This is a genomic window from Aestuariivivens sediminis, from assembly GCF_022662105.1.
GTDB lineage: Bacteria > Bacteroidota > Bacteroidia > Flavobacteriales > Flavobacteriaceae > Aestuariivivens > Aestuariivivens sediminis.
In genome coordinates this window covers 107,584-122,456 of record NZ_JAKMCP010000007.1, presented here as the reverse complement: position 1 = coordinate 122,456, position 14,873 = coordinate 107,584, and the positions used below count along the sequence as shown (strand labels likewise).

The following is a 14,873-nucleotide window of genomic DNA, read 5'->3' as shown; positions in this document are numbered from 1 at the left end:
AGATATTAGTTGTTAAACACGATGTAACCATTGAGGGATGCGGCGACACATAGCCATATAAAATATGGCATGATTAGCAAACTTTTATATTTTAAAAGGGTTTTATAATCCCATAAGATTTTCCCAACCACGAGGGTCAGTAAGAGTAGACAAACCAACCCAAGGATTATAAAATGGCGATTGAAAAAAATGTAATTCCAGGAAACATTAAGTAGGAATTGTACAATAAATAGGCCGATGAGTTTGGCATTTGGTGAAGCCTTATACAAATACGCCATGTATATTGAGAAACAAATCATAATGGAAGTCCAGGCTACCCCAAAGGCCCAACCGGGAGGTGTCCAGGGGGCCTGGTTTAAATCCTGATACCACTGGGTTTGTGGACCATTGTTCATCAACCAACTCCCTATGGCGAGGGCACCGAAGTTGATAAACAGGAAGACTGCACTATAGGTTAATAGTTTCATATACTAGGCGGTCTTCAACCTTTTAATTTCAAAAGCTACCAATCTGGCCTCAGCGTATTTGATGTCACTCATTTTTTTGTCTTTATGATACAATTTATACCATTCATTGAGGAGTTTATTAAATCGTGCCTGCAACCTTTCTTTTTTCGTCTTTTTCTTAAATATGCTAATCATAATTTTTAAACTTTAAGGGTAACAATGCCACTATCCATTTGAAAAATTTGGCCAGACAGGGACTTGGCCCAATGAGATAGTAAAAATTCAGCTAAATGGGCGACCTCTTCAGGTTCCAGAATGCGTTTTAAGGGGTGGCGATTTATAATTTGTTCAACCATTCTATCATTTCTCAAAAGTTTGGAGGCTAAAGGGGTATTTGTAACCGTTGGGGCAATGGCATTAACCCGAATACCCGGAGCCAATTCGGCTGCCAATGATTTCACCAAACCTTCAAGACCAGCCTTGGCCGTTGCAATACTAGCATGAAAGGGCATACCAAGTTTAACGGCCACCGTACTAAACAATAAAATGGATGGATCATCCCCTTTTTTTAAAACAGGCAGATATTTCTGTATGGATTTTATGGCCCCAAGAACGTTAACGTTAAAGTCTTCCTTAAAATCATCAATACTTAAGTGTGTTATTGGTTTTAACGTGATGCTGCCGGGACAATATACCAGGGTATCCACATGGTCCAAATCAGGTAATGCCTCATTAAGAACATCACAGGAGATGTGTTTTAAATTAGGGTGTTCTAATTCCGGGGCGGTCCTACTTACATTAATGACCGCTGAATGTTTAAGAAGCTTTTGAACTAGAGCTTTACCAATGCCCCCACTTCCACCAATCACAAGATTTGTTTTCATATGGTTTTGGGGCATTTTTCTGGTTAAGGCCTGCCCTTTAGCCGTTTTTCAATTTTTTGTTTTATTGCAGTTAAACGCTTCATCAAGTCCATGATTTCTGGATCTTTTTCTTCTTTGTAGATATCGTTTAAATCCAATATTAAACTTTTAACCTCCCTAGAAGACTCAATGCGTTCACTCGTTGTTCTATACCGGTGTTTACGCTTTTCGAATTCTAAAGCTTTGTCTATAATCTTCATAACTACTTTTTAATCTTTAAATCTATTTTATTCTAAAATTGATAATCTTTTCAATTACACAATTTCACAATATAATAATTTCTATCAAACTGAGGCTAATCAGCTCGTTTTTTAAGTTAATTTTAATAAATAGTTCCAGCGATTTTCCAGACATCGACAAAGATATAAAATGTTTAACTAATAATAAAAAAAATTAAACAAAAATATATTTAGTGTTGATGTTTAGTACCGGTCTTGATGCTCTATAATATGACGTGCTCTTTTTGTAATAGCCTCTATTTGGGCTTTATCCATTTTATCGAGAAGGCTGTACATCATTCTCATGCGATTATTATTTTTGAAGTATTCCCTTTTTTCATAGAGGAAATTCCAATAGAGACTGTTGAAAGGACAGGCGTTATCACCTATTTTTAAATCATTGTTATAATGACAATCTTTACAATAATTGCTCATCCGATTAATGTAATTACTGGAAGAAATATAGGGTTTTGTCGCAATTTTACCGCCGTCCGCAAATTGGCTCATACCCCTGGTGTTGGTTAGTTGCACCCATTCAATGGCGTCTATATAGATGCCCAAATACCATTCATCTACTTCATTCGGGTCAGTCATGGTTAATAATGCATAATTACCCGTAATCATTAATCTTTGAATATGATGGGCATAAGCATGCTTAAGTGAATTTACTATGGCATGCTTAAGACAGTTCATTTGAGTATCCCCCGTCCAGAAAAAGTTTGCCAGCGCATTTTTATTGTGCAGTTGGTTATTGGATTTGTAGGACTCACCGAGCATCCAGTACATGCCCCGCATGTATTCACGCCAGCCAATGATTTGCCTGATAAACCCTTCTACTTGTGAAATGGGTATGTCATCCTCATGTCGTTTATAATATTGTATAACTGTATCGACTACCTTCTTGGGTGAGATCAGTTTTAAGTTCAGGGCAAAAGATAGTCTGGAATGAAAAAGATAGACCTCTTCGGTGTGCATAGCATCTTGAAAATCCCCAAAATGGGCCAGGAGGTTTTTACAAAAATAGTGAAGCTGTTTTAAGGCTTGTTTTCGAGTTATAGGGTAGTTAAAGGTTTCATTATCAAAGACTCCAATGGTTTTTATACCCGCTTTTTCGATATCTGTAAGAACAGAAGAAACGACGTTATCAAATTGCCGTTCCGACGGGATTTCTATGTCACCTTTCCAAGGTTTTCTATTGTGCTTATCGTAATTCCATTCCCCGCCCTCAGGATATTTTCCAACCATGAGAATGTTGTGTTTTGTTCTCATATGTCTGTAAAAGTTCTCCATTACAAAGTGCTTCTTTCCTTTGAAGAAGGTTTTTAGTTCTGTGCGCGAGGTATAAAAATGATGTGAACTGCAGACGTTGCAGGGGATATCGATTTCGTTGCAAAAAACACGTAACTGTTGGTCCAATCGGTGTTCGTCGGGTTCCATGTATTCAAATCTTTCGATTTGGTGCGCTTTAATGAGATTGGAGAGATTATCTCTTAAGGTATGGGTATTATTTGGATCATTAATTTTGAAGTATTCGACCCGGTGTTTGTGGTCTTTTAAGTCCTCTGAAAACTGACGCATGGCAGCAAAAAAACCAATTACTTTTTGCAGGTGATGCCGGACATAATCCGTTTCCTGTCGCATTTCAAAAAGACAATAGATGATATGGTTTTGGGGCACTTCAAACCACGGATGCCTTATATTAAGTTGATCACCAAGTATTAGTCTTAAGGTTTTCAAAGGGTATTATTCGGCAAGTTTATTGATCATTCCATTAAAGATAAATCCATGAAAAGGGAGCACACTAAACCAGTACAATCGCCCTGCTAATCCCCTGGGCCGGAAAGTAGCCGTCTGTTTAAGGATGTTGTCTTCAATTTTAAATTCCAGCCAGGCTTCACCAGGCAATCGCATTTCGGCATATAACAATAATTTTTTCTGAGATTTACTGGCGTATATGACCCTCCAAAAGTCCAGTGCATCTCCTGCATCCAGTTGATCGGGGTTGGTCCGGCCTCTACGCAAGCCAATACCGCCAAAGCATTTGTCTATATAACCCCTTATACGCCATAAATAGTTTCCATAATACCAGCCTGTTTTACCACCAATACGCCATATTTTATCCATGGTTTTGTCTATATTTTTGATCGGTCTCTCCTTATAATCAGCAAGACAGCCATACTTCGGGACGTTCACATATTTGTGTAGATTATTTTTTAAGTGGCCACTACTTACCACAGAATCTTTCCAGCTCGATATGATACTGTTCTGCTCTATTTTCTCAAAGGCCAGGGACACAGCTTCCCTATAGGTTAGCGGGTTAACATCCAGAATGTCATTTATTTGACTTGGTCTGCCAATAATTTCTACACCCATACTCGCCACCAGAGATGTGGCCAGTTTATAGGATGTTGATGTCACAAAGTATAACCAGTAGGACGACAGTTTGGGAGTCATCACAGGTACTGTTACGATATACCGTTTTAGTTGTCTTACTTCCGCAAATTGCAACAGCATTTGCTTGTAAGTTAGTATTTCAGGGCCAAAAATATCGTAAGTTTTATTAAAAATGGTCGTATTCCCTGCCGCTTTTGTTAAAAACGACAGCACATCCCTAACCGCAATGGGTTGTGTTTTTGTGTTTAACCACTTCGGGGCTATCATAAAGGGCAATTTTTCAACGAGATCTCTTATAATTTCAAATGACGAGCTTCCTGAACCGACAATGATTCCAGCCTTAAAAACAGTTAGGGCATAGTGGTTAGAAGATAAAAGGGATTCAACCTGTTTTCTGGAGTGTAAATGTTTGGATAAGACATGATCATTGGTTATGCCACTTAAATATATCACATGATGAGCCCGGGTCGATTCAAGATAGGTTTTAAAGTTTATCGCACACTGTTGTTCAAGAGATTCAAAATCTTTGGAGGCATTAGACATGGAATGCATTAAATAGTAGGCCAAATCAATATCTTTAGGAATGTTGTTCAGGGTTTCCGGTTTTAAGAAATCGGCTTCAACAACATGAATGGAAGGGTCATCGGCATAGCTTTTGTCCGCTCTTAATGTATCCCTCACAACACAAACCACTTCATGTTTATCCTGTATTAAAAACGGGACAAGGCGCTTTCCAATATATCCGGTTGCTCCGGTCACGAGTATTTTCATAAAACCAATTTATGCGTTTCATAGCAATTTGATCCTAAATATAGTAAATTAATGTTTAAATTAAATAATAAAATATTAAACAAAATTAAATACGAGCAACAATTAGTATCTCTTACTAACTTACAACTTGAGACGGCAGTTAACGGCCCTGATAAGGGGGTGGTAATATACAGTCATAAATAGTGCACATAGTATAGCAAACGCGTCGGGAGTTTCAGAATAATAGTGTTTCACACGTTTTAATTTTTTTGACAAAGAGACGTTACCGTATTTTAAGCTTTTGTTAACAATAAAGCCTTTTTTAATTATTAAATTTAGTGAATTAAAACACTAATCATAATCACAAATACAATGAAAAAACTACTATTACTTTTTATGACCTGTGCTACCATGTATACGCTTAAGGCTCAGGTAGAAACACCGGCTCCGAGTCCGTTTTCAAAATTAGAACAGAAAGTGGGTTTAACGGATGTTACTTTGGAATACTCCAGACCTGGAGTTAAAGGAAGAATCGTTTTTGGGGATTTGGTGCCCTACGGTAAAATATGGCGAACGGGTGCAAACGCTAGAACCAAAATAACATTTAGTACGGATGCTACCATCGATGGACAAGACTTGAAGGCAGGTTCCTATTCCATATTTACCATTCCAAATGCTGAATCTTGGGAGGTGGTATTTTACAATGACGGTAAAGAATTTGGAACACCCAGTGAATTTGATCCGCAATATGTTGCAGCCAGGACCACGGTAAAGTCATATCCGGTCCCATTTAATGTAGAAAGCTTTACTTTGGATATCAATAATATTACCAATAGCAGTGCAACTATAGATTTAATCTGGGAAAAAACGTATTTAGGGGTACCTTTTACCGTGCCTACTGACGCCGCGGTTACAGCCAGTATCCAGAAGGTCATGAATGGCCCCGGTGCCAATGATTATTTCCAGGCCGCGGTTTACTATTTCCAGGAAGGCAAGGATATTCAACAAGCTAAGACATGGATAGACCAGGCAGTCGAAATGAGTAAGGACCAACCACGCTTTTGGGTGTTGAGACAACAATCCTTAATTCATGCCAAAGCCGGAGAAAAGGCGAGTGCCATAGCAGCAGCCAAAGCCTCCCTTAAATATGCCGAAGAAGCCGGTAACGATGACTATGTGAAAATGAATAAGGATTCACTTAAAGAATGGGGGTCTATGTAATAGTTCTTTAGAAATTTAAAAATAACACCATGGGGTCTGAAATGCGTCATTCACAATACCAAGAAATGGCTTTTCAGGCCCCATGGTGTTCACTGTATAAACGATAATTAATCCACAATCAATTTCTTGCTTATATGGCTTCCACCTCATTAAAACGGATATGAAATTCTTTTAGATAGCCTGTGATTGACCTGGAATTCAGCTTCGATTTTTATGAATCTATAGCTTCCTTCTTCTTTAGAACACAGTTAGTTATGAATAATTAAGGTCTATTCGGTTTCTAACTTTATCTAGGAGCATCATCAGGTTACGGCTAAAATCAAATGTCATGATATTACTTTCTGTTTTACCATCTCTGAGGAGTTGGTTAAAATGGCTAATTTCATAATGGTACCCTAAAGCGCTTTCATTGAAATCTTTTTTTTCTTTTTTACCGTTAGAAATAATGGATAGGGTTGTTGGCCTGAAAAACATACGGTTAATTTTAATGTTCGCCTTTTCACAATAAAATATAGCCTCCGTCGGTAAGTCTGTCTTAATCGAACTTTTTAAATAGGCTTTCACATTATCACCATAATTAAAGACCATGTGGCAGGATGAATCTGCTCCGTTATCATAAAAAGAGGCTTTTGCATCAATAGTATTTGGAATGCCCAAGCTTGAAAGCGCCGCAAATATAGGGTATATGCCTATATCCAGTAAACTGCCACCACCAAGTGATTTGTTAAACAATCTCGAGTGCTCATCAAAAGCACAATGAAAACCAAAATCGGCTTCAAGCTTGATGAGTTTGCCATATCGTTTGTCCTGAAGCAAGGATAGCACGTATTGATAATGAGGTAAAAAGTAAGTCCACAGGCCTTCCATTAATAAGGTGTTGTTGGCTTGTGCACAGGCAATCATGTCTTCTACTTCCTCAAGATTCATGGCCAAGGGTTTTTCGCATAAGACGGCACGGCCTTGTTTTAGGCAGGTTATGGTGTTGGCTTTATGAAAGGTATGGGGTGTGGCAATATAAACAGCGTCAACATTCGGATCTTTCGTTAAATCCTCGTAATTGCCATAAGCTTTTATAGCTTTATACTGCAAGGCAAATGCATTGGCCTTATCCTGTGAACGGGAGGCCACGGCATAGAGTTGAGCATCCGGAACAGTAATTAAATCCGTTGCAAATTTGTTCGCAATGTTACCAAGTCCAATAATGCCCCAGCGTATCGTTCTAGGCCGTAACTGATTTTTCATTTGTTTTAATTAATTGAAACAGGCAAGCCATAGATATAACTATAATACACCCTACGAAGTTTAACCATAGAAATGGTAAATTGATCATCTCATATTCATTTAAAACATATAAGATAAAAACAATAATCTGAGTTACAATTGCAGCGATAAATACAGCATTACCCTTAACGAATTTAAAGAAGAAAGCCAATAAAAAGATGCCCAGTACGTTACCGTAAAATATGGACCCGATAATGTTTACCAACTGAATCAAATTTTCGGCAAGATTGGCTACACAGGCTACACCAATGGCTATGATGCCCCAGGCAAAGGTAAACCATTTAGAGGCCTTTACTTTTTCAGTTTCCGTTTTTTCACCGGTATTTCTTATATACAAATCAATAGTGGTGGTTGACCCCAAGGCATTCAATTCACTCGAGGTACTGGACATGGCGGCGCTCAAGATAACAGCCAATAGCAGGCCAATAAGTCCACGCGGTAAATTATTCAATATAAAATGAATAAAAACATAATCTTTGTCGTTACTTTCAATTTTTACGTCCTGTTCTTCAGCTACTTTTTCTATAATAAGCCTGGCTTCGTGTTTTACATTGGCATTTAAATCATTCATCTTCCTAAGATCCTTTAAAGCCTGTTTTTTATCCTTAGTATTTAAGAAGTCTTTTATAATTTGTTGTCGATTATCAAATAAATTGTCTTGTTCACTTTGCAAAGCTTGAAAGGCCTCTGCTTGTTTGGAATTTAAAACGAGTTCGGTGGCAGTGGGATTAAAATTTATGGGGGCATTATTAAACTGATAAAACACAAAAACCATAACACCAACGAGCAAAATAAAAAATTGCATGGGAACTTTTAACAAGCCGTTAAAAATTAAACCCAACTGCATTTCTTTTACCGATTTTCCGGATAGATAACGCTGAACCTGACTTTGGTCTGTACCAAAATAGGATAACATTAAGAACGTCCCGCCTATTATTCCACTCCAAAAGGTATAGCGGTTATTTAAACTAAAGGAAAAGTCCAGAACTTTCATTTTGCCACTAGCACCGGCAATCTCCAAGGCTTTTGTAAATGTAATGTCTTCAGGGAGTTTACTTATGATGATAAAAAACGCCACCCACATTCCGATAAAAATAACCACCATCTGATGTTTTTGCGTGACATTCACAGCACGGGTACCGCCAGAAACCGTATAAATGATGACCAATAAACCAATAATGATATTTAAGGTCAGCAAATCCCATCCCAGGACTACCGATAGGATTATAGCCGGTGCAAAAATGGTTATGCCCGCGGCCAAACCACGCTGTATTAAAAATAATAAGGCAGCCAGTGTTCTGGTCTTTAAATCGAACCGATTTTCTAAAAATTCATAGGCCGTGTACACATTAAGCCTATAGTACAATGGAATAAAAACCATGCAAATAACAACCATGGCGATGGGTAGACCAAAGTAAAACTGAACGAATCCCATTCCGTCGTTAAAGGCTTGCCCTGGTGTAGAAAGAAAGGTAATAGCACTGGCTTGAGTGGCCATTACAGACAAACCAATGGTCCACCATTTGGATGAATTCCCACCTCTTAGATAGTCTTTAACATTCTTACTTCCTCGCGTTTGCCATGTACCATAAATTACGATGGCTAGAAGTGTAATGATGAGTACAGTCCAATCGACCCAGTTTAATGCATGCATATTAAAAGGCTTTGGTTATCAGGTAAAAGGCAATAATATACAATACATTGGCAATAAGTATTATGGAATACAGCTTAAGCCATTTCGGATTGCTATGTTTGGAGTCACGCATAATCAATCGTTCATTTTGGCTTCGAGTTCAACTTTATCTTTACCTATGGACAGCATGTTGGCAAATAAACGGTAGGCCCCGGAAACCCCTTCCGGAAATTCCCTAAAAAAACTTAGCCCCGTGTAGATGTAATAGCCTTTACCATATTTTGCGACTAATAAACTTCCATCTTTCGGCGATTCGCCCTTGTCATTCATGGATAGGATGGGGGTGTATTCTTCAGACCAATCACTTGGAAAATACAAACCGCGTTCCTGTGTCCACCCTTCAAAGTCCTGCTCTGTTATTTTGTTGGGATAATTGAGCAGTTCGTGTTGAGGGGCCAGGAACCTCACTTCAGCATTTTCATTAGTAACACGATCCCTGGAAAGTTTTATGGGGTATGGTGCTAGATCGTTGGCATGTAATTCGTATGTCGTGTTATATTGTGCAATAATATTTCCTCCTTTGGCCACAAAATCGAATAGCAGTTGCTGTTTATACTGTAAACTTTCAACGGTGTTATAGGCCCTAATTCCCAGAACTACCGCATCAAAAAGACTGAGTGTTTCGGCAGTGATTTCTTCTGGTTTTAGGGTTCTAACATGATAGCCTATTTGTTTTAAACTTTCTGGAACAACATCACCTGCCCCCTGTATATATGCAATGTTTTCACCTTTCTTTTTAAGGTCCAATCGCACAACTTTACTCTCACTGGGCAATAAAACGGTTTGAAATGGAATATGGTTATAGTCGATTTCAATAAGTTCCTTAGTGTACAGGTTATCGCCTATGTGAACTATTGGACTTACATAATCTTCACTTTGATGTTTTGAGGGTAATACTGTAAATGTGACGGTCTGTTCCTCGCCTTTATTGGCTATACTTACATTTTGTTTTTCAGGATACACCTTCCAGTCACTTGGATGGCAAATTTCCACATATCCATTCAAGGAATCTCGACCTGCTTTAACCAGGACCGAAATATCCCGCGGTTTATCCGTTTCAAAAATGATGACCTTTTCAGTAATTTTTGCTGACGCTTCTGGAATAATCTCAAATGGACGATATAGTTCACCTTTGTCAGGTTTGGAATATCTATAAATTACCGGTTTCGAATAGGTGATGGGGACCTTATTAATAAGCAGATTAAAATGGAGTTCATAAACCCTCGGTGTTTCAGGCAAACCTATTAAATCCGATTCAGGGACTTTGTACATCCCAAGCGATCCTTTTCTAATGAGCCAATAAGGAGTTGTAGGATTTTGTTGGTTTGCAATTTTCAAAGGTTCGTGAAACAGGTATGTTGTGTTTTCGGCAAGCGCAAGATCTTTGGCAATATCCAATCCTTTCGAATTGGTTATACTCATCAATTGAACAGGTACGTTCGAGCGGTTTAAAACTTCAATGTCCAAATTAACGATCTCACCGGGTGTTGCCCAGTACGTATCGGCAGAAACTTCCAGATAGAGTCCGGCGCACATTTCGATAATTGATTTGAGTGCCTTTAATTTTTGCCTTTTCCAATGTTTGTCTTGTATATTTTGCAATAATTGATAGGCTTGGAGCAATTCGGGGATATGAACTGAGGGGTCCTTAAAATTAAAGTTCTGTTCTACCTTATTTAAAATAGCACCTATGGCCTTACCGCCTTGAATACGATTCCAGGAGGTATCTATACCCGAAAAGATATCCTTTGCATCGTCAAGGGGGTCACCTTTTAAAAATTCAATGTATTCGACTTGGGAACCGCGTTGTGCTAACCTCCCAAAACCCTGACATAGGTGCTGACTGCTTGCCAATGCAGCAATTTCATTATTGGAAAGGCCCTTAATGGGATAATACACACCTATATCCAAACGTAGCATATTGCTTTTATCGGCTTTTTTGAAATTCTCTTGACTCCCGTAAAACCACCATCCGGGGTTAAAAAACAAGCGTTTAGGCTGCCAAACCCCCCATTCTTTAGCGGTTTCCGGAAATGCTGAAGCTTCATTTGATAAATTAAAGGCTTCCATGCTTAACATAGCTGAACTGGTATGGTGGCCGTGGGTTGAACCGGGGGTTCTATGATCAAAACGATTTATTATGATATCCGGTTTAAAGGACCTCAGGGTTCTCACAACATCACTTAATACTTGGTCTTTATCCCAGATTGACAGTGTTTCGTCCGGGTGCTTGGAATACCCAAAGTCATTGGCTCTTGTAAAAAATTGTTCACCACCATCAATTCGCCGAGCAGCCAAGAGTTCCTGTGTTCTTATAACCCCCAACAATTCCCGTAATTCAGGCCCAATAAGGTTTTGTCCTCCATCACCTCGCGTTAGTGACAGATATCCTGTGCGGGCTTTCACTTTGTTGGACATATACGAAATGAGCCTCGTGTTCTCATCATCGGGATGTGCGGCAATATATAGAACGGAACCTAAAAAATTAAGTTTTTGTAAGGATTCGTAGATCTCGATCGATGAAGGGGTTTTGGGGTGTTGGGCGCTGGTAAAGGATAAGAAGGAAATGGTTACTAAAGTAAGTATGGTCGATCTTAGCATAACTTCAATTGATTAGCTGGAATTCAAATATAACAAAGTTATGTCGAGGATGTTTGGCTTTTAATGTTTCTTTAACTTTAAATGATTACAACCATTTTTTCCGTTTAAAGTAGTAGAGCATGCCCAAAAATATGATGAGCATGACTCCCCAAATCATAAAATAACCATATCGGTATTTTAGTTCGGGAATATAATCGAAGTTCATGCCATAGATGCCGGCAATAAAGGTAAGCGGAATAAAAATGGAGGCCATAATGGTCAGTACTTTCATAACCTCATTCATTTTATTGCTAATGGTCGTCATGTACATGTCCATTAAACTCCAAATCATTTCACGGTAAATATCTATGTTTTCAGAAACCTGAATCAAGTGGTCGTAAATATCGCGAAAATAGGTTATGGTTTTTTTATGGATCAGTTTGTTTTCATTTTTTTCCAGGCGATTAATAACTTCGCGTAGTGGAAATATGGAACGACGCACCTTAAGGATTTCACGTTTTAAATTCTGAATATTTTTTGTAGCATCATCAGTTATGTTCCCACTAAAAATATCGGACTCAAAATCCTCAATCTTATCTCCCAATAATTCAATAACACTAAAATAATGATCTACAATGGCATCAATAAGGACATACAGCAAATAATCGGCTTGCATTTGTCTGACCCTGCCTTTGGACTGTCGAATGCGATCCCTTACCGCATCAAAAACATCACCTTCAGCTTCCTGAAATGTAATAACATAATTTTCACCTAAAATAAAACTCACCTGTTCCGATTTTATCTTTTCTTTTTCATCATAGTACAGCATTTTAACGACCACAAATAAATAGTCCTCAAATTCATCAATTTTAGGACGTTGATTCACGTTAACGATATCCTCTAATACCAAAGGGTGAATGTGATAATGTTCGCCTAATTTTTCTATGGCCTCGACATAGTTCAATCCGTTTAAGTTGATCCATGTAGTCGATTCGGAAAGTTTAAACGCAAAGCTTTCTTCAACCGATTTCAATTCCTTTTCGGTACATTGCTCTTTGCTGTAATCAAAAACGTCAATGGATAGTTTTGGTTTGGCACGGTCTCCGGTATAAATAACACTTCCGGGAACTTGACCTAATTTTTTTTTCGAAAATTGTGATCTTTTTTTAGACATTGTAGAATCCTATCCTTTACGCTCTTTAAATATAAACAATATTTATACAGCTTCACCATCGTCATCAATGGCATCTTTTTCAATGAGGGTTACGGCCTTTTGAAGGATTAAGTTGTTAGGATAGGTTACCAAATCGCCATTCTCCAGTCTTAGATGTAAATGAAACGCTCTAATATCCTCAATTATCGCAGTAATGGGAAAATCTTTGTCGTGAATTTCTATTTTATCGCCCACCTTATAGGGGAAATTGAAGAACATGATAATGCCGGAGGTTATATTACTCAGAATGGACCAAATAGCAAATAGGCCAATTCCAATGATGGCAAAAACCGAAGAAAATAATAAGGTGATTTCTTTGGGGTTGGTGCCAAAAATATAAGCTTCGACAAAAATGGCAATCACTAAGAACAATACACTTAAATAGCGACGTATTAATCGTATGCGAGCGTCATTAATACCATTTTTTTTGGCCACTTTGGTAATGGTAAAATTGGTAATCGCACGAATAATCAAAAGCGACAGGAGAACTATTCCTGAGGTTATGAGTTCATGCTTATAATCATTTAAAAAACTAATCATAGGTATTGAATTTTTTTGCAAATATACACGACATAAATTACAAATTTAATTTAGTTGCAGCGTATCTCTTAAGACCTCATCTTTATTACTGTTTTTTTGCCAATATGGCGATTTTATGGTTTTGAGTTTCGTGGCTTTTGTGGTTAAGGGGGTAGAGTTGGTGTCCGGACTGCTTTTAATCGTTTCTTCCCATTTTAAAATATCATGGGGAAACTCAGGGTTAAAGGTAATGGAAAGGGACCGTTTTAATTCCGGGTAATCTAGAGTGTAAACCTGTTTTTCCAATGTCGCAAAAGCTTTATAGGACTTAATGGAGACATGACGTAGCCTGTTAAACTCTAAGGCCGGTATGACGTCGAGTGCTCCTGTTGGTAAGGCATTCGGATCAATGCGTAGTTTGGTCCACAACTCATTTTCCAGGATGGCTTTTTCTAACTTGAAGCGTTCATCGGCTTCATTTTCGAAATAGGAATGCGATGTGACTTCAAGGGAGTCCCGGTTGTTGATTTGCGTATAGATATGACCACACCATTCTTGAACGGAACAGGATACCTTAATGGCATGTGCGTTATTCCCTAAAGGGTAAAACGTACTCTGCATGATGGAATATGGGTAAATGCCGGTATTAAATGTTTTTGTGGCATTTAACTTTAATACCGTCATCGTGCTGGTATCGCTATGTTCAGCCTTAACTTGTTTATCGGTTAAAAACGGTTCGGTAACATAAACCAGAACCGCTTTGCCTTGTCTTAGTTCTCCATACCGTGCTTGTTCAAGCTGATACGACGATATTTCTGCTTCGCCAGCAAACCAATACCGCTTGAATTCTTGTGTCAAGGGCGTTGAATTGGTGCTGCCTGGCATCACCGATGATTTTGATGGATTTTCGGTAAATACCATGTTCTTAGCATCCTTTTTACAGGAATGTGTTAAACCAAACAGCCCTAAAACAAACCAAAACAGAAGGTTTACCTTTATAATTTTTTTTAACATGCCCATCATATCTGTAAAGTTACAAACTTATATGGCCTCTGCAATATCGTTTAACGTTTTATAAACCAGGTGTGTGGGTAGGCCCATGACATTAAAATAGGACCCTTCCAATTTGGTGACACCAATTTGTCCAATCCATTCCTGTATACCATATGCGCCCGCTTTATCAAAAGGGCTGCATTTCTCTATATAGTACCTTATTTCTTCGTCGGATAAAGATTTGAAGGTCACTTTTGTAATATCGTATAGAGTTTTTTGAAAGGATTGGGTTGTAAAACTAACCGAGGTAATAACGTCATGGGTAGCATTGCTCAATGCACTTAACATACTATAAGCTTCCGCTTTGTCCTTGGGTTTACCCAGAGCCGCCCCGTCATGCCAAACAATGGTGTCACTGGTAATGAGGATGTCTTTAGGGGTTAATTCTGACTTAAAGGGCAAAGCTTTTAATTCCGATAAATAATTACTGATTTCGAAATGTGTGAGTCGCTTTGGATATTCTTCTTTTATGGGCTTTAAACGAATCTCAACATCGAGTTCCAAATTTTTAAAAAATTCATGTCGGCGAGGTGATCCGGAAGCCAAAATAATATGATAATCTTTTAATTTGTCGTTTAGCAT

Annotated in this window: 14 protein-coding genes; 1 reads left to right on the top strand and 13 read right to left on the bottom strand. The window is 38.3% G+C overall.

Annotation, left to right across the window (positions count from 1 at the left end; genetic code table 11):
- Positions 1 to 5: 5 nt before the first annotated feature.
- The 6 genes from MR054_RS15070 to MR054_RS15045 form a co-directional block, all read right to left on the bottom strand.
- Positions 6 to 467, bottom strand: a complete 462-nt coding sequence (locus MR054_RS15070) for a TspO/MBR family protein (RefSeq protein ID WP_242158621.1) — start codon at positions 465 to 467, stop codon at positions 6 to 8.
- 3 nt (positions 468 to 470) lie between these two features.
- A complete protein-coding gene (locus tag MR054_RS15065; RefSeq protein ID WP_242086347.1) occupies positions 471 to 641 on the bottom strand; it encodes a Lacal_2735 family protein in 171 nt (56 codons plus the stop codon).
- A gap of 5 nt (positions 642 to 646) precedes the next feature.
- Complete coding sequence (locus tag MR054_RS15060; protein WP_242158620.1) at positions 647 to 1,330, bottom strand: SDR family NAD(P)-dependent oxidoreductase; 684 nt, start codon at positions 1,328 to 1,330, stop codon at positions 647 to 649.
- Between the two features lie 23 nt (positions 1,331 to 1,353).
- Positions 1,354 to 1,569, bottom strand: a complete 216-nt coding sequence (locus tag MR054_RS15055; RefSeq protein WP_242158618.1) for a hypothetical protein — start codon at positions 1,567 to 1,569, stop codon at positions 1,354 to 1,356.
- A 222-nt stretch (positions 1,570 to 1,791) separates the two neighbouring features.
- A complete protein-coding gene (locus tag MR054_RS15050; protein WP_242158617.1) occupies positions 1,792 to 3,324 on the bottom strand; it encodes a cryptochrome/photolyase family protein in 1,533 nt (510 codons plus the stop codon).
- 6 nt (positions 3,325 to 3,330) lie between these two features.
- The gene (locus MR054_RS15045; RefSeq protein ID WP_242158616.1) at positions 3,331 to 4,752 is read right to left on the bottom strand and encodes an SDR family oxidoreductase; all 1,422 of its coding nucleotides are present in this window, start codon (positions 4,750 to 4,752) and stop codon (positions 3,331 to 3,333) included.
- A gap of 351 nt (positions 4,753 to 5,103) precedes the next feature.
- Between MR054_RS15045 and MR054_RS15040 the strand changes: the two genes are divergently transcribed.
- Positions 5,104 to 5,952: a DUF2911 domain-containing protein gene (locus MR054_RS15040; protein WP_242158615.1), complete on the top strand. Its 849-nt coding sequence runs from the start codon at positions 5,104 to 5,106 to the stop codon at positions 5,950 to 5,952.
- 252 nt (positions 5,953 to 6,204) lie between these two features.
- Here the strand turns inward: MR054_RS15040 and MR054_RS15035 are convergent, their stop codons facing one another.
- The 7 genes from MR054_RS15035 to MR054_RS15005 form a co-directional block, all read right to left on the bottom strand.
- Entirely contained in the window at positions 6,205 to 7,194 is a 990-nt protein-coding gene (locus tag MR054_RS15035) for a Gfo/Idh/MocA family protein (protein WP_242158614.1), read from the bottom strand.
- Complete coding sequence (locus tag MR054_RS15030) at positions 7,172 to 8,887, bottom strand: sodium:solute symporter family protein (protein ID WP_242158613.1); 1,716 nt, start codon at positions 8,885 to 8,887, stop codon at positions 7,172 to 7,174. The genes MR054_RS15035 and MR054_RS15030 overlap by 23 nt, the downstream gene beginning before the upstream one ends.
- 114 nt (positions 8,888 to 9,001) lie before the next feature.
- Positions 9,002 to 11,527 (bottom strand): PIG-L family deacetylase, encoded by a 2,526-nt coding sequence (locus MR054_RS15025; RefSeq protein ID WP_242158612.1) that lies wholly within the window; start codon positions 11,525 to 11,527, stop codon positions 9,002 to 9,004.
- Positions 11,528 to 11,612: 85 nt separating this feature from the next.
- On the bottom strand, positions 11,613 to 12,680 hold the full coding sequence (corA, locus tag MR054_RS15020; RefSeq protein WP_242086375.1) for a magnesium/cobalt transporter CorA: 1,068 nt from the start codon (positions 12,678 to 12,680) through the stop codon (positions 11,613 to 11,615).
- Positions 12,681 to 12,722: 42 nt separating this feature from the next.
- Positions 12,723 to 13,259 (bottom strand): mechanosensitive ion channel domain-containing protein, encoded by a 537-nt coding sequence (locus MR054_RS15015; protein WP_242158611.1) that lies wholly within the window; start codon positions 13,257 to 13,259, stop codon positions 12,723 to 12,725.
- 45 nt (positions 13,260 to 13,304) lie between these two features.
- Positions 13,305 to 14,252: a septum formation inhibitor Maf gene (locus MR054_RS15010; protein ID WP_242158609.1), complete on the bottom strand. Its 948-nt coding sequence runs from the start codon at positions 14,250 to 14,252 to the stop codon at positions 13,305 to 13,307.
- A gap of 27 nt (positions 14,253 to 14,279) precedes the next feature.
- Entirely contained in the window at positions 14,280 to 14,873 is a 594-nt protein-coding gene (locus MR054_RS15005) for a Maf family nucleotide pyrophosphatase (RefSeq protein WP_242158607.1), read from the bottom strand.

Bases quoted from the DNA above. Each gene is read 5' to 3' on its own strand.
- MR054_RS15070 (WP_242158621.1), bottom strand. From the start codon at position 467: ATGAAACTATTAACCTATAGTGCAGTCTTCCTGTTTATCAACTTCGGT.
- MR054_RS15065 (WP_242086347.1), bottom strand. From the start codon at position 641: ATGATTAGCATATTTAAGAAAAAGACGAAAAAAGAAAGGTTGCAGGCA.
- MR054_RS15060 (WP_242158620.1), bottom strand. From the start codon at position 1,330: ATGAAAACAAATCTTGTGATTGGTGGAAGTGGGGGCATTGGTAAAGCT.
- MR054_RS15055 (WP_242158618.1), bottom strand. From the start codon at position 1,569: ATGAAGATTATAGACAAAGCTTTAGAATTCGAAAAGCGTAAACACCGG.
- MR054_RS15045 (WP_242158616.1), bottom strand. From the start codon at position 4,752: ATGAAAATACTCGTGACCGGAGCAACCGGATATATTGGAAAGCGCCTT.
- MR054_RS15040 (WP_242158615.1), top strand. From the start codon at position 5,104: ATGAAAAAACTACTATTACTTTTTATGACCTGTGCTACCATGTATACG.
- MR054_RS15035 (WP_242158614.1), bottom strand. From the start codon at position 7,194: ATGAAAAATCAGTTACGGCCTAGAACGATACGCTGGGGCATTATTGGA.
- MR054_RS15030 (WP_242158613.1), bottom strand. From the start codon at position 8,887: ATGCATGCATTAAACTGGGTCGATTGGACTGTACTCATCATTACACTT.
- MR054_RS15025 (WP_242158612.1), bottom strand. From the start codon at position 11,527: ATGCTAAGATCGACCATACTTACTTTAGTAACCATTTCCTTCTTATCC.
- corA (WP_242086375.1), bottom strand. From the start codon at position 12,680: ATGTCTAAAAAAAGATCACAATTTTCGAAAAAAAAATTAGGTCAAGTT.
- MR054_RS15015 (WP_242158611.1), bottom strand. From the start codon at position 13,259: ATGATTAGTTTTTTAAATGATTATAAGCATGAACTCATAACCTCAGGA.
- MR054_RS15010 (WP_242158609.1), bottom strand. From the start codon at position 14,252: ATGTTAAAAAAAATTATAAAGGTAAACCTTCTGTTTTGGTTTGTTTTA.
- MR054_RS15005 (WP_242158607.1), bottom strand. From the start codon at position 14,873: ATGCTAAACGACAAATTAAAAGATTATCATATTATTTTGGCTTCCGGA.